Source organism: Nocardia sp. NPDC058519, assembly GCF_042719755.1.
Lineage (GTDB): Bacteria > Actinomycetota > Actinomycetes > Mycobacteriales > Mycobacteriaceae > Nocardia.
In genome coordinates, this window is the sequence record NZ_JBHXNK010000001.1 from 369,476 (window position 1) to 382,782 (window position 13,307).

The window sequence follows — 13,307 nt, forward strand, 5'->3', positions numbered from 1 at the left end:
GGGTCTGGACAATTGCCTTCGATTCGAGGAGAGCCGATGCCTCTGCAGCCGATATCCGATCTGCCCGCCGCGACCATCGGGTTCCGGGCCAGTGGGACGGTGACCGCCGACGACTACGCGAATGTGCTCGATCCGGCGATCAGGAAGGCCGTCGAGCACGAGGAACCGATCAATATGGTCTATGTGCTCGGCGAGGAATTCGACGGGTATTCGTTGGGGGCGATGGCGAAGGATCTGGAGTTGGTGAAGGTGCCGCGGGACATGTGGGGGCGGATCGCGTTGGTCACCGATCACCGGGTGTTGGGCGAGGCTGTGCATCTGCTGGGGTTTCTGATTCCGGCGCAGGTGCGGGTGTTTCCGGTGGACGACGAGGGTGATGCCCTCGCCTGGGTTCGGTGAATCGAACAGCGGTCAGGCTGACCTTGCCGACGATCGATTCGGCTACTTCGCCTCCGAAGCCGGTGAGATGCCGCCGCCGTGGTAGCGGGTGGCGGCGTTCCAGAGGAAGAAGCTGTCTATGCCCGCGTCTCGGGTGGCGTCGATCTGGGCGCGGAGTTCGGCGTCGCCGTAGGTTATGCCGAGGCTGAAGTCCTGGAGCCACGGGACCACTTTCGCGCCGGTGCCCGCCGTGGCCGTTTGGAAGTCCCGTAGTGAGCGGAAGACGATGTCGTAGGGCTGGGCGTTGGGGTGTGCGACGCCGTACTCGCCGGGGCCCCAATGCGACGGGTAGATCATGGGCGCGACGAAGTCGACGCTGCGTGACATCAGCGGGATGTCCTGGGCGATCTCGTCGGGGCGGGTGGACGCGATTCCGTAGACCGCGGCGCTCAGGTGTGCGCCTGCGAGGTGCACCGGGTAGCGGCTCTGGGCGAGGAAGTCCGCGACCGCGGTGGCGGGGGTGCCGGTGAGTCCGGCGAAATTCATGCTGGTCAGGCTGCCGTCCGGGCGGCGGACGTAGTCGTACATGATGCCGTCGAAACCGAGCTGCGCGGCTTCCACCGCGAGGTCGATGTTGTAGCGGCGGACGTCGGGGTGCGCGACATTGGTGAACGCGATCGGCCCGTAGTGGCTGGAATAGGGCTGGCCGGACGGGTTCTGGACGACCCAGTCGGGCCTGCCGTTGTGCCAGGCCCACGCGGCCACGGTCGGATCACGGAACGCGACGATGCGGCCGACCACCTGCAAGCCCATGTCGTGCAGTTGCCGCAGGGCCGCCGGTGCGTCGTAAATCGAAGCGACGGCACCGGATTCACGGGCGAGAGACACCTGGGAGTCGTAGCCGACGACGCCGTCCTCGTCCTTGATATCGAGCTGCACGGTGTCGATGCGACCTTCGCGAGCGAGGTCGAGAACGGCTTCGCGCAAGCCATCGTGCGACCATGCGTGCGCGGTGACGTGCACGGCCCGCATCCTCGGCAGCGCGAGCGTCGTGACGGCGACGCTGCTGCTCTGATTGCCCGCGGCGTCCACCGCGACGACCTCGACAGCGGGCGCCCACGGCACCGAGATCTCGAAGGCACCGTCCGGGGTCGGGGTCACCGCCTCCTCGCCGATGGACACCCGGACCGCGTCGACAGCGTTACCGCGCACCACAACCGGCTCGCGATACGATCGGGTGGGGTCGGCCGGTGTCAGCTGAAGGGTCGGCGGCACGGTGTCCGCCGAGGGCAGCTCGCCGGATCTACTCAGCGCGAATCCGGCCACCAGCGAGACGACCAGCGCCGCGAGGGCGACACCGATAAGGGGGGTCGTCCATCGCCGTCGATCGGCCGATCGGAGTTGCAATCCCAACGTCAACACCGCCTTCCAAAACCATTGACACGCCAACTATTTCGTAGTCCCGACACGGCGTACTCGGTATCGATAGATCGACTGTAATCCGTCGCCGCGGCGTAATATCGCATTGATGATGGGCGGTTCGAACACAATGTTCCGGCTCGCGTCAGCGACAGCACTGGCGGCCGCACTCACGGCTTGTGCTGCCGTGGACAAAGAAGCGGCTTCGGCGCACACGGCAGCGCCGGTGACAACAGCGAAACCGGCACCACCGAATCCGGCCGAGATCGCCGCCAACGAACTGGGATTGGTCCCGGTCCTGATGTATCACCAGGTCGCACCGAACCCGGCGGGCGAATACGACCAGACCCCGGCGGAGTTCCGGGACGAACTGGAACGGCTCTACCGTGAGGGCTACCGCCCGGTGACCGCCGCGCAATACATCTCCGGCGACCTCGACCTGCCTGCCGGTACCCACCCGGTGGTGCTCACCTTCGACGATTCCACCGGCAGCCAACTCAGCTTCACCGACTCCGGCGCGGTGGCCCCCGACAGCGCCGCGGGCATCCTCGCCGAGTTCGGCGCGCGCTACCCGGATTTCCGGCCGGTGGCCACCTTCTACGTGAACAACGAGCCCTTCGGCGGCGACCCGCGCGCGCTCCCATGGCTGGTCTCCCAGGGCCACGAAATAGGAGCGCACACGGCCGATCACGCGAACCTCGCGAGCCTGGACGCCGACAACGTGCAACGCGAACTCGTGCAGAACGTGCGCGCGGTGACCACGGCGGCGCCCGGAGTCACCGTGCGCACCATGGCGCTACCGCTCGGCATCTTTCCCCGCGACCACGCGCTGGCCACGGTGGGCAGCTGGGACGGCACCCCCTACCGCTTCGACGCCGTGATGCTGGTGGGCTCCAACCCCGCCCCCGCCCCCTACGGCGCGGTCGACCCGGGCGGGGTGCCGCGGATCCGATCGGGCCGGGGTGCGGTCCCGTTCGATTCGGCCTATTGGCTCGACTGGCTCGCCGCGAACCCGGACCAGCGCTACACCGCCGACGGCGACCCGGCGCGCATCTCCTTCACCCAGCAGCGCGCGACGGAACTCGACGTGCGCTGGCAGGACCGAGCCAACCCGTACTGACCTACGCCGCGGCGAACCCGATCAGGCGTCCGGCGTGAAGGCGAAGATCTCGCCGAGGCGGGTGGCCACGACGACTTCACCTTCCGGGCCGACGGAGGTGCCCGTGGTGGTGCCGGTAGCGGCCGGAAGTGGGTCGGAATCGATGGTGTTGCCGGTGGTGGTGTCGAAGGTGATGAGGTTCAGACCCGCGCCGATGGCGGCGACGGTGTAGCCGATGTCGCCGGCGGTTTGGGCCGGGGTGCCACGGAGGGTGAGGTCCTTGCGCTCCCAGACGATTTCGGCCTTGTCATCGCTGTCGTGCAGTGCTGTCAGGTAGCCGTCGTCGCCCGCCGGGATGATCAGATCGCCCGCCACGGAGATGCCGCCGCGGGGCGCCCACGCCAGGGGCTGGGTCCAGCGGGTGGCGCCGTCGGCGGTGTTCAGGGCGATGAGGCGATTGCTGTTGTCGCCGACGTAGACGGTGGCGCCGTCGGCGGAGAGGGCGGGGCTGGTCGCGCTGCCGCCGGTGAGGACCTCGGCGCTCCACTCCTGGGTCACGGCGCCGTCGGCGTAACGCATCGCGCGCAGCGCGGCAGCCTGCTTGCCCGGCTCCCAGACGGTGACGAAGAAGCGGCCAGTCGACGGGTCGATAGCGGTGGTGTTGGCGACGGCGCAGCGTGGGCCGCCGCTCTGGCAGTCGTCGAGACCGTCGCCGGAGGCTGGCCGGGTGAGACCGGGGTACTTCAGGAAGTCGGGTTCGCCGAGCAACTGCACCGTCGGCACCTCACGACCGCCGGTCTGACGGCTGAGCACGTCGACCTGGCCGGACTGGGTCACCGTGAGCACATTGCCGTCGCCGGTGAACTGGATCGCCACCGGCACGCCCGCCACGGGGGTGCGCCACCGCGGCTGACCGAGGTAGTTGAACGAGTTCACCGCGCCGTCGTCACCGACGTAGACATTGCTGACCCCGTCGAGCACGGTCGGCGCCGCGATCGTCGACGGTCCCAGCGGGTTGCAGAAGCGTTTGCGGCCGGTGAGCATCTGGAAGGAGAAGATCGCGCAGTTGCCGGTGTTCGTGGTGACGAACATCTGACCTTCGGCGCCGATCGTCAACGGCTGGGCGATCGGGCCACCCACCGGACGTGACCAGCTCAGCGATACCGAGTCCGCACCCGACACCGGGCTGCTGCTCGCATTGCTGCCGTCGTGATGCGTTGCGGGCCAACCTTTTCCGGCACCGACCTTGATGTCGTCCACATCCGTACCGCACCCGGCCAGCGCCACCACACCGGCGGCAGCGAGCGAGGCGACGACGCGAGTCCGAGTTCGCACCTGCAGATCTCCCTGTGTTATCGGGGTATGGCACGGTAAGTGTGCCCTGCGAAAGTACTCTGTGTAGCCGACGACCGAATCCCCGGGGCAGGCCCGGCGGATCATTGTCCTCGGTCAATGAGGGAGAGTAGTTCGTGACGAGCATGTGGGGCGCGCCACTGAGCGCGCGCTGGCGTGGATCACGCCGCCGCGATCCGCAGCAGGCCCGATTTCTGACCAGGGATTCGCTGCGCTGGGTGCTCGCCAACCGGGCCTACACCCCCTGGTACCTGGTGCGTTACTACCGCCTGGCCAAGTTCCGCCTGGCCAACCCGCATATCGTGCTGCGCGGGATGGTCTTCCTCGGCCGCAATGTGGAGATCCACGCGACCCCGGAACTCGCGCGCATGGAGATCGGCCGCTGGGTGCACATCGGCGACGGTAACGCCCTGCGTTGCCACGAGGGCTCGCTGCGCATCGGCGACAAGGTGGTGTTCGGCAAGGACAACGTCGTCAACACCTACCTCGACATCGAGATCGGTGAGTCGACCCTGGTCGCCGACTGGTGCTACATCTGCGACTTCGACCATCGCATGGACGACATCAACATGCCCATCAAGGATCAGGGCATCGTGAAGAGCCCCGTGCGCATCGGCCCCGACACCTGGATCGCGGCCAAGGTGACCGTCCTGCGCGATACCAGGGTGGGGCGCGGGTGTGTGCTCGGCGCGCACGCGGTGGTGCGTGGGGATGTCCCCGACTACAGCATCGCCGTCGGCGCGCCCGCCAAGGTCGTGAAGAACCGCAAGGTCGCGTGGGATGCGAGCGCCGAGGAGCGCGAGGCCTACATGGCGGCGCTGGCCGATATCGAGCGCAAGAAGAACGCCGCCGCTCAGGCCTAGCAATTCGCGGACACGGGCACCGGAAGCGATGGTGGGTGTCGGTGGGGGTCGGTACGGTCAGCAGCGTGGAGAGTTATGCGGCGCTGCTGCGGGGGATCATGCCGACCAACCCGAACATGCGCAACGAGAAATTGCGCGGGGTGTTCGAGGGGCTCGGCTTCGAGAAGGTTGCCTCGGTGCTGACCAGCGGCAATGTCGTGTTCGGCACCGCTGACGACCGAGCCGACCTGGAGGACCGCGTTCAGCAGGCCCTCAACGCCGAACTCGGCATCCCCGGCGGCACCATCATCCGCAGCCACCCCGAACTGCGCGCCCTCCTCGACCGCGACCCGTTCGAAGGCCTCCCCCACGAACGCGGCTCCTACCTCACCGTCACCTTCTTCAAAACGAAGATGCGCGAAGCCGACACCACGGCCTTCGACGACGACCCCCTCACCCGGGTCATCGGCTACGACCGCAAGGCCCGCGCCTTCCTCACCGTCGTCGACAACAGCACCGGCAAGACGCCCGACTTCATGGCCCGCCTGGAGAAGACCTACGGCAAGGACATCACCACCCGCACCTGGCTCACGGTGCAGCGCGTGGTGAAGAAGATGGAAGCCTGAGTGACCTCGGTCGGCGGTAGCGGGTCTCACGCGAAGATCGCGTGTACTCCGTCCACCGCCTCGGCGCCGTAGGACACCGCGCCGACCGGCACCGCACCGTCGATGGCTTCGATCACCCGGGCGGTCCACACCGGTCCGAATCCCCCACACAGCTCGATGAGCTGCACGCCTTGTCCTACCAGCCGCACCGCCACCTCGGCGGCGTCCTCCTTGCGCTCGACACCGACGAACACCGACCGGCAGGCCGGGGTTTCGACGACGGTTTCACGGTCCGGATCACTACCTGTGGCGGTATAGATGAATCCCCATGCGGTCAGTGCCATGGCAGTCGCCTCCTGATCTCGTTCGGTTGCCGGCTGGGCACCTGTGCGGTTGTGCCCGGCCACTCACCCAGGACAGCGCATCGGGGTCGCGCTGTCCACGAGGTCATTCCGGATGCTTGTGCGGTACAGCCACACACGCCAGGTCAGCGGCCATCGTGGCGTACTTCGCGGCATGCGGATTCTCCACACTCCATGCCAGCGCGTGGCGGATCCGCGGCGCGTCGGACGCGAACGGAATCCAGACCAGGCCGTCACCGTCTCGAACATCCCACGCGGGGCGCAATGCGACCACGTCGTCGCCACCCGAGAGCTCGGCGACGAACAGGGCCCGCCGTGGGGAACCGTTGCGCATGCTGCTCGGGCGCCAACCCGCGCGCAGCCAATGCTGCTGTATCGCTTGGTGATACCCCGGCGCGCAGGGTTGTGAGAACCACAGCACCGAGCTCGGGTGCAGATCGGCCCACTGCACCGCGGTGCGACCAGCGAGGCGATGGCCGACCGCGACCACGGCACCGAGTTCTGCCTCCGCGATCGTGATGTGGTCGAGGCCGGTCAGGTCTTCCGGCATCAGCAGCAGGCCCAGATCCAGCGCACCGTTCCGCAGCCGCACCAGCTGTTCGCCGGTCTGCGTGTCGGTGAACTCGGGCGCGAAATCAGCGGTGGCCCGCCATAACTCAGCGACGACCCACGGCGGCGCGCCGGGCGTCACCGCCACGTGCAGCAGTGGTCGTGTCCGTACCGACTCCGCGGCACGCCGAGCGGCCGCCACCGCTGCCAGCGCATGCGGCACGAGCCGATCGGCGGCCGCTGTCGGCACCATGCCGCCGGCCGTACGGACGAACAGTGACGTATCGAGATCGCGCTCGAGGCCGATGATCTGCTGGCTCAGCGACGTCGGTCTGATGCCGAGCGCCTCAGCGGCCCTGGTCAGGTGGCGTTCCTCGACGACAGCGAGAAAGTACCGCAGCGAACGCAACTCCATCCCACGACGCTAACAACGAAGACTGGGTGCGACGGCTCGGCAGAGGAAGACGACGCCGGCTCGGCCGATTCGGGTGATCACCAGGGTGTAGGGGGTCGAGCCGCGTTGTTTGAGTTTCTTGCGGAGGGCGTCGGGGTCGATGTCGACGCCGCGGATGAGGATTTCCAGGGAGCCGCAGTCGCGCCGGGCGAGTTCCTGGCGGAGAGTCTTCTCGCGGAGTTCGAAGCGGTCTTCGATGCGGAAGCCGCGCAAACCAGGCGGGACCGTGTCGCCGGTGAGGTAGGCGATGTGGGGGTCCAGTTGCCAGAGGCCGTGTTTCGCGGCGTAGTGGCGGACCAGGCCCGCGCGGACGACGGCCCCGTCGGGGTCGATGATCCAGTCGCCGGGGGCGCGGTCGGGGATGTCGTCGGGGGCGGCGTCGGTGAGGGTCGTCGTGTCGCCACGGGAGTCGAGGACGGTGGCGCGGCGGGTGATGCCGGGTTCGGTGAGGCCGGGAGACCACAGGCAGGCTTCGCGGACGGCGCCGTCGAGGGAGACGATCTCGACTTCGCCGTCCCAGCCGAGTCGGTCGAAATCGAGGCCGGGCGCGGACTTCACGGCGATATCGCGACCTGCGTAGGCGGCGAGCAAGTCGGGAAGCGGCGGCTGCAGTTTCGCGGGATCGTAGGTACGGCGGCCGTCGGCTCGACGGGCCGGATCGGCGACGATCACCGTGTCGCGCGTGGTCGGGGTGAGGGCGTCCGCCTTGGCCAAGACGATGTTTCGCGAGCGGATCACGTGGTCCTCGGCCGCCGAGCCGAGGTCCGCGCCGCTGGACGGCTCGGTGCTCGTGGCTGCGGCGAGCGCGGAATCTGTCGCCGACAGCGGCGCGACACCGAGGTTGTGGGCGGCCATGGCCAGCCGGACGTCATCGAGATCGCTACCGATCACCGCGGCGCAGACGGCGGACAACTCGGCCAGTTCCGCCCCGATCGAACAGGTGACGTCGTGCACGGCGCGACCGGCCAACCGCGCGGCCCGGTGCCGAGCGACCAGGGCCGGTGTCGCCTGCTGCAACGCGTCGTCGGTGAACAACCACTCGGCGGCACCGGGCAGCTTCGCCAAAGCCTTGCGACGCAAGCGCACGGTCTCGATCAGCGCGGACGCCGATTCAGCGTGCGAACGACGCACCTGCTCGATATCGCGCAGGTGCGTCGCGGGGGTCAGCTCCAGCCGGTCGACCTCGGCTAGCGCGGCACGGCCTGCCGCGCTGCCGAGATAGGCGACGTCGTCGCGGCCGAAGCGGTAGCCCACCTACTTCTTCGCCGCGCCCGGCTTCACGCCGGTGATCATCGCGTTGTAGAAGAACTCGCGCGGCACGACCTTGCGCAGCACGTTCTCGTCCAGCCAGCTCAGACCCAGCCACGCGCGGTACTGCGCCAGGCGGTACGGCATGGTCAGCTTCTCGTCGGGGACGGCGGCCTCGAAGGTACGCACCGGCCAGCCCCACAGGGCGGCGGCGAGTTCCTCGGTGGTGGCCTTCACATCGACGGCACCCGCGGACTTCGCCTTCTTCTCGAGATCGCTCGGGTCGAAGGTGTGCAGGTCGACGACGGCCTCGAGCGCGGCCGCGCGGGAGGACTCGTCCAGTTCGGTCTGCGGGCGACGCCAGCCGGACAGGAACGGCAGCTTGGTGATCTCGGTGGTCACCTTCCAGGTGGCCTGGCCGAGACGGCGAGCGTAGATGTTGCCGATGGTGGTCGGCTCTCCGGCGAACACGAAGCGTCCGCCCGGCTTGAGCACGCGCAGGCACTCCTTGAGCGCCAGCTCCACGTCGGGGATGTGGTGCAGCACGGCGTGGCCGCAGACCAGATCGAAGGTGTCGTCGTCGTACGGGATGGTCTCGGCGTCGGCGACGCGACCGTCGACGTCGAGGCCGAGGTGCTCGGCGTTGCGCAGCGCGACCTTCACCATGCCGGGCGAGAGGTCGGTGACCGAACCGGTCTTCGCGACACCGCCCTGCATCAGGTTGAGCAGGAAGAATCCCGTGCCACAGCCGAGCTCGAGCGCACGCTCGTAGGGCAGTGGGGCGGGACCGACTGCCAGGTCGAACCGGCCTCGGGCATACGCGATACAGCGTTCGTCATAGGAGATCGACCACTTGTCGTCGTAGGTCTCCGCCTCCCAGTCGTGGTAGAGGACCTGGGCGAGCTTGGTGTCCTTGAGCGCTGCTTCGACCTGTGCCTGCGTGGCGTGCGGGTTCGGCGCCGGATCGTCGGGATGAACCGTCATACAGGTCAGCCTAATATGTGCGCCCGGGCACGCCTCCCCTGGGACGAGGGTCGGCGGCTTCGGCCACGCGGGACCGCCCCTGGCGGATGCGCGCGGAACGGGCATTAACTTCGCTCCCGCTGTTCCGTCCGGGCATCGGTAACTCCCCAGCTACCTCACACCGGGCGGCTCGAACTGCGTGCCGGGCCGCCACCGAGAACCCGGCGGGGCGATCAGCTAGCGCCCGGTGAAGGTGGCGGCGTTCGGGCCCTCCGCGGCGAAGGTGCGGGTGCCGGTGCGGGCGTCGTCGGTGTCGAACAGGGCCGACCATTCGGTGACCGCGGTGGAGTGGCCGTGCGGACCGGACTCGAAGACCGCCTTGGCGGCGGCGAGAGCGCGTGGTGCGGCGGTGACGAATTGGGCGGCCCAGGCACGGGCCGCGCTGAGCACGTCGTCGGGGGCGACGACCTCGTCGACCAGGCCGAGCTTCGCGGCTTCCTCGGCATCGACGAAACGGCCGGTGTAGACGAGGTCCTTGGCGCGGCTCGCGCCGATGAGCAGCGAGAGCCGACGGATGCCGGAGAGCGGGATCAGGCCCGCTTTGATCTGCGGCAGACCGAGTTTCACATTGTCGCCGACGATCCGGTGATCGGCGCCGAGCGCGAGTTCGAGTCCGGCGCCGAGGCAGTAGCCAGTGATCGCGGCGACCGTCGGCTGCGGAACCCGCGTGAGGCAGCCGAGCGCGGCCTGTAGATCGGCGGCCATGGCGGCGGCCTGTCCGGCGTCGAGTTCGGCCAGCTCCGACATCTCGTCGCCCGCGCTGAACACCCGCTCGTCGCCGTAGACGATCAGGGCGGAGACCCCGGGATGCTCGGCCACCGTGGCCGCCGCGGCCGCCACCTCACGGGCCAGCTGGGCGTCGACGAGATTCAGCGGCGGACGATCGATGCGCAGCAGCGCGACGCCACGGGTGGTCGGCTCGGCGGGCAGCTCGAGGGTCACGAATTCGGCCATGCGCCACAACCTACCGGCCGCCGAGAGCACCCAACTGCGGCAGCTCGTCGAAATACCGTTCGTTGTCGGGGAAGTTCGACAGTGGACGGCCACCGGATCCCGGGGTGTACTTCGGCATGATCGGCTCGACGATCCGTTCGGCGGCCAGCACGGCCGCGGTGTCGGCGAACCCGCACAGCGCGTCGAGCTGCGACCACGTCGGTGGCAGCAGCACGTGTTCGCCTGCCCGCCAGCTCACCAGGGCGTCCTGCGGTGTCCGCCAGGTCACCTGGGCGGCCTCGGAGGTGGCACCGTCGGCGATCTGGCCCTGTGGCAGCACCGCGACGAAGAATCGGGTGTCGTAACGGCGGGGCTCGGCCTCGGGCGTGATCCAGTTCGACCACGGGCGCAGTAGATCGGCGCGCAACACCAAGCCCTCGGCCGCGAGGAAATCGGCGAGCGAGAGTTCGCGGCGCTCGAGCTTGCCCCGCGCCTCGCGATAGCGCGCCGAGTCGTCGACGACAGAATCGGCGGTCGGTCCGGCGAGCAGCACTCCGCATTCCTCGAAGGTTTCCCGCACGGCAGCGGCGACGAGCGCCTGCGCGGTCTGTTCGTCGGTGGCGAAACGTTCTGCCCACCAGGCAGGTTCGGGGCCCGTCCAGGCGATATCGGCCGTCCCGTCGGCAGCGTCGACGCCGCCGCCGGGGAACACTGTCATCCCCGCCGCGAACGCCATCTCGCTGACCCGGCGCTGCAGGAACACCTCGATACCCGCCGCGCCGTCACGCACCAGCATCACGGTCGACGCATCCCGCGCGGGGACCCCGGACTCACTCATACCGTTCCTCTCCACCACCGAACCGACCGCCCGGCGACCGACACCGCACCGGCCTGCCGGCCGGACCGGGCTGCCTAGTTCGAGCGCAGCCACCTTCCAGCACCCTAACGCCCGCTTGGTCGGCGGTGCGCCGAGATCCCCAACCCGGTCGCCGCCTGCCAGGTCAGGCAGGCGGAATCAGCGAGCCACGGTCAGTTCCGGCGCCGATGCCCGCCAGAACGACGAGCCCGCCGCGCGAACCAGCGCCCGTCGACCCGGTCGAGGGCGATCGACTGACTGAAGGCGTTGCTCAGATTCTCGGCGGTGAGCACGTCGCCGAGGAGCCCCTGGCCGACCACCTCGCCCTCCTTGAGCAGCAGCGCGTGGGTGAAGCCGGGCGGGATCTCCTCGACGTGATGGGTCACCAGCACCATCGCGGGCGCGTCCGGGTCGGCGGCGAGATCGCCGAGACGCTCGACGAGTTCCTCACGCCCACCCAGGTCGAGGCCCGCGGCCGGTTCGTCGAGCAGCAGCAGTTCCGGATCGGTCATCAGGGCGCGCGCGATCAGCACCCGCTTGCGTTCACCTTCGGACAGGGTGCCGTAGGTGCGGTCGGAAAGGTGTTCGGCGCCGAGGGTTTCCAGCATGTCGACAGCGCGTTCGGTGTCGATGTCCTCGTAGCGTTCGCGCCAGCGGCCGAGCACCGCGTAGCCGGCCGAGACCACCAGGTCGCTGACCTTCTCGTCCACCGGGATCCGGCTGGCCACCGCCGCCGAGGACAGCCCGATGCGTGGCCGCAATTCGCTGACGTCGACGCGACCGAGCGTCTCCCCCAGCAGATTCGCGTCACCGGAGGTCGGATGCAGTTCGGCGGCGGCCATTCTCAGCAGCGAGGTCTTGCCCGCGCCGTTCGGGCCGAGCACCACCCAGCGTTCGTCGAGCTCTACTTGCCAAGAGACAGGGCCGACCAGGGTTCGGCCCGAGCGGCGGATGGTCACGTCGGAGAAGTCGATGAGCAAATCGGGATCGGGTTGCGACACGCGCTCCATCTTGGCCCACGCGGGCTCTCAGCGCAGCGACCGCCCCGTGCGAGATTCGTCGGTCCTGGTCGTCGACGGGTCGCGCGCGCCGCGAACCTCACTGCGCAACATCCGCGCGGCGACAAAGGAGACAGGCACCGACAGCACGATCCAGACGAGCAGGATCACCACAATCGTCGTCATCATCGCGGAACCTCCCTGAGCCTCGATGTGCCTGGCTGTCGGTTACGTATACCCGCGCGGCACCTACGCCACACCGCGTTGTCGCGGCGAGTCGCGAAAACCGCGACCCGACCGCCGAATTCCGCTCGCCCGTGTCGAGCCGTTCAGTCCCGTGGCGGCACCGCGATCACCGTCATCGAGCCGGGCGCCACCTCGGTGAAACCGGCGTCGCGCACAGCCACCGCACGACCCGCGGCCACCTCGGCCACCAAGCTCGCCCACCGCGTTTCGTCGGCGTCGCGCACAGCGCACCGGAACCCGCGGGCCGCCCACGCGGCCGCCGCGTCCACGGGCAGCGCACCCGCCAGCAACATACTCGCGTGCCCGACCTGTGCGGCCGCCTTACCCACCGACATCGCCAAGGCCGCGTTCACCCACAGCACCGGCAACGCCGGATCCGCCGGGCCCGGCTCGTCGTGCTCGAGATCGGTACCGCCGATCTGGAGTTTGCGGATGCGCTGATCGATCTCGCCCACCGGGCCGGGGACGAACGCACGAGCCTGCGCGCCGTCGACATCGACAGTCACCCCGTCCACGTCACCCGCGGCCACCCACTGCGCACCACGCGCCCGCCGGGCCACCTTCCTGATCCGCGACCGCTTCCACGCGAGATACCGCGGCTCCCACTCCCCGCCCTGCCCCGAACGCGGGTCGAGGCACACCGCCACCGCCGCGGCGGCCGCGGCTTCCAGCAGGGCGCTGCGGGCGGGCGGATCGGCCTTGGGAATGTGCAACACCATCTGCATCGCCTGCACCATCGCCGGGTCGTCGGGGTCGCCGGTGCCGCCGTAACCCCGCGCCAATTCCGCGTGCCGAGCGGCGAATTCGGCCGCCTCGTCGCGAACCGTCGCCTCGGCCTGCTCCTCGGTTTCCAGCCCACTGCCCATGCCACAACACCCATCGATCGACACCAGTCCGCCCGCCAGCCTAATAGCGCGGTCGCGGAGCGTTCCTCGGTCTTCG

15 protein-coding genes are annotated in these 13,307 nt (G+C 68.9%); 4 read left to right on the top strand and 11 right to left on the bottom strand.

What is annotated here, in order from left to right:
* Positions 1-36: 36 nt before the first annotated feature.
* A complete protein-coding gene (locus ACFWPK_RS01685; RefSeq protein WP_378912599.1) occupies positions 37-399 on the top strand; it encodes an STAS/SEC14 domain-containing protein in 363 nt (120 codons plus the stop codon).
* A gap of 42 nt (positions 400-441) precedes the next feature.
* Here the strand turns inward: ACFWPK_RS01685 and ACFWPK_RS01690 are convergent, their stop codons facing one another.
* The gene (locus ACFWPK_RS01690; protein ID WP_378912600.1) at positions 442-1,791 is read right to left on the bottom strand and encodes a putative glycoside hydrolase; all 1,350 of its coding nucleotides are present in this window, start codon (positions 1,789-1,791) and stop codon (positions 442-444) included.
* A 115-nt stretch (positions 1,792-1,906) separates the two neighbouring features.
* Here ACFWPK_RS01690 and ACFWPK_RS01695 point away from each other — a divergent pair, with 115 nt between their 5' ends.
* Positions 1,907-2,917, top strand: a complete 1,011-nt coding sequence (locus tag ACFWPK_RS01695) for a polysaccharide deacetylase family protein (RefSeq protein ID WP_378912601.1) — start codon at positions 1,907-1,909, stop codon at positions 2,915-2,917.
* 21 nt (positions 2,918-2,938) lie between these two features.
* Here the strand turns inward: ACFWPK_RS01695 and ACFWPK_RS01700 are convergent, their stop codons facing one another.
* Positions 2,939-4,231: a PQQ-binding-like beta-propeller repeat protein gene (locus tag ACFWPK_RS01700; RefSeq protein WP_378912602.1), complete on the bottom strand. Its 1,293-nt coding sequence runs from the start codon at positions 4,229-4,231 to the stop codon at positions 2,939-2,941.
* 134 nt (positions 4,232-4,365) lie between these two features.
* On the opposite strand from ACFWPK_RS01700, the gene ACFWPK_RS01705 reads away from it, so the two are divergent.
* On the top strand, positions 4,366-5,112 hold the full coding sequence (locus tag ACFWPK_RS01705) for an acyltransferase (protein ID WP_101466276.1): 747 nt from the start codon (positions 4,366-4,368) through the stop codon (positions 5,110-5,112).
* A 65-nt stretch (positions 5,113-5,177) separates the two neighbouring features.
* Positions 5,178-5,717, top strand: a complete 540-nt coding sequence (locus ACFWPK_RS01710; protein ID WP_378912603.1) for a DUF1697 domain-containing protein — start codon at positions 5,178-5,180, stop codon at positions 5,715-5,717.
* A 26-nt stretch (positions 5,718-5,743) separates the two neighbouring features.
* Here ACFWPK_RS01710 and ACFWPK_RS01715 read toward each other — a convergent pair whose 3' ends face one another.
* The 9 genes from ACFWPK_RS01715 to ACFWPK_RS01755 form a co-directional block, all read right to left on the bottom strand.
* Complete coding sequence (locus tag ACFWPK_RS01715) at positions 5,744-6,040, bottom strand: DUF6506 family protein (protein WP_378912604.1); 297 nt, start codon at positions 6,038-6,040, stop codon at positions 5,744-5,746.
* A 103-nt stretch (positions 6,041-6,143) separates the two neighbouring features.
* Positions 6,144-7,022, bottom strand: coding sequence for a LysR family transcriptional regulator (locus ACFWPK_RS01720; protein WP_378912605.1), 879 nt, complete (start codon positions 7,020-7,022; stop codon positions 6,144-6,146).
* A 9-nt stretch (positions 7,023-7,031) separates the two neighbouring features.
* Entirely contained in the window at positions 7,032-8,315 is a 1,284-nt protein-coding gene (locus tag ACFWPK_RS01725; protein ID WP_378912606.1) for a class I SAM-dependent methyltransferase, read from the bottom strand.
* A complete protein-coding gene (locus ACFWPK_RS01730) occupies positions 8,316-9,293 on the bottom strand; it encodes a class I SAM-dependent methyltransferase (RefSeq protein ID WP_378912607.1) in 978 nt (325 codons plus the stop codon).
* A 216-nt stretch (positions 9,294-9,509) separates the two neighbouring features.
* Positions 9,510-10,286 (bottom strand): enoyl-CoA hydratase-related protein, encoded by a 777-nt coding sequence (locus tag ACFWPK_RS01735; RefSeq protein ID WP_378912608.1) that lies wholly within the window; start codon positions 10,284-10,286, stop codon positions 9,510-9,512.
* 10 nt (positions 10,287-10,296) lie between these two features.
* Positions 10,297-11,103 (bottom strand): NUDIX hydrolase, encoded by an 807-nt coding sequence (locus ACFWPK_RS01740; RefSeq protein WP_378912609.1) that lies wholly within the window; start codon positions 11,101-11,103, stop codon positions 10,297-10,299.
* A gap of 191 nt (positions 11,104-11,294) precedes the next feature.
* Entirely contained in the window at positions 11,295-12,131 is an 837-nt protein-coding gene (locus ACFWPK_RS01745; protein WP_378912610.1) for an ABC transporter ATP-binding protein, read from the bottom strand.
* Positions 12,132-12,149: 18 nt separating this feature from the next.
* Positions 12,150-12,308: a hypothetical protein gene (locus ACFWPK_RS01750; RefSeq protein ID WP_378912611.1), complete on the bottom strand. Its 159-nt coding sequence runs from the start codon at positions 12,306-12,308 to the stop codon at positions 12,150-12,152.
* A 140-nt stretch (positions 12,309-12,448) separates the two neighbouring features.
* The gene (locus ACFWPK_RS01755; RefSeq protein ID WP_378912612.1) at positions 12,449-13,231 is read right to left on the bottom strand and encodes a peptidyl-tRNA hydrolase; all 783 of its coding nucleotides are present in this window, start codon (positions 13,229-13,231) and stop codon (positions 12,449-12,451) included.
* Positions 13,232-13,307: the final 76 nt, after the last annotated feature.

Excerpts from the sequence above, each read along its gene's own strand:
- ACFWPK_RS01685 (WP_378912599.1), top strand. The coding sequence starts at position 37 with ATGCCTCTGCAGCCGATATCCGATCTGCCCGCCGCGACCATCGGGTTC.
- ACFWPK_RS01695 (WP_378912601.1), top strand. The coding sequence starts at position 1,907 with ATGATGGGCGGTTCGAACACAATGTTCCGGCTCGCGTCAGCGACAGCA.
- ACFWPK_RS01715 (WP_378912604.1), bottom strand. The coding sequence starts at position 6,040 with ATGGCACTGACCGCATGGGGATTCATCTATACCGCCACAGGTAGTGAT.
- ACFWPK_RS01720 (WP_378912605.1), bottom strand. The coding sequence starts at position 7,022 with ATGGAGTTGCGTTCGCTGCGGTACTTTCTCGCTGTCGTCGAGGAACGC.
- ACFWPK_RS01730 (WP_378912607.1), bottom strand. The coding sequence starts at position 9,293 with ATGACGGTTCATCCCGACGATCCGGCGCCGAACCCGCACGCCACGCAG.
- ACFWPK_RS01735 (WP_378912608.1), bottom strand. The coding sequence starts at position 10,286 with ATGGCCGAATTCGTGACCCTCGAGCTGCCCGCCGAGCCGACCACCCGT.
- ACFWPK_RS01740 (WP_378912609.1), bottom strand. The coding sequence starts at position 11,103 with ATGAGTGAGTCCGGGGTCCCCGCGCGGGATGCGTCGACCGTGATGCTG.
- ACFWPK_RS01745 (WP_378912610.1), bottom strand. The coding sequence starts at position 12,131 with ATGGAGCGCGTGTCGCAACCCGATCCCGATTTGCTCATCGACTTCTCC.
- ACFWPK_RS01750 (WP_378912611.1), bottom strand. The coding sequence starts at position 12,308 with ATGATGACGACGATTGTGGTGATCCTGCTCGTCTGGATCGTGCTGTCG.
- ACFWPK_RS01755 (WP_378912612.1), bottom strand. The coding sequence starts at position 13,231 with ATGGGCAGTGGGCTGGAAACCGAGGAGCAGGCCGAGGCGACGGTTCGC.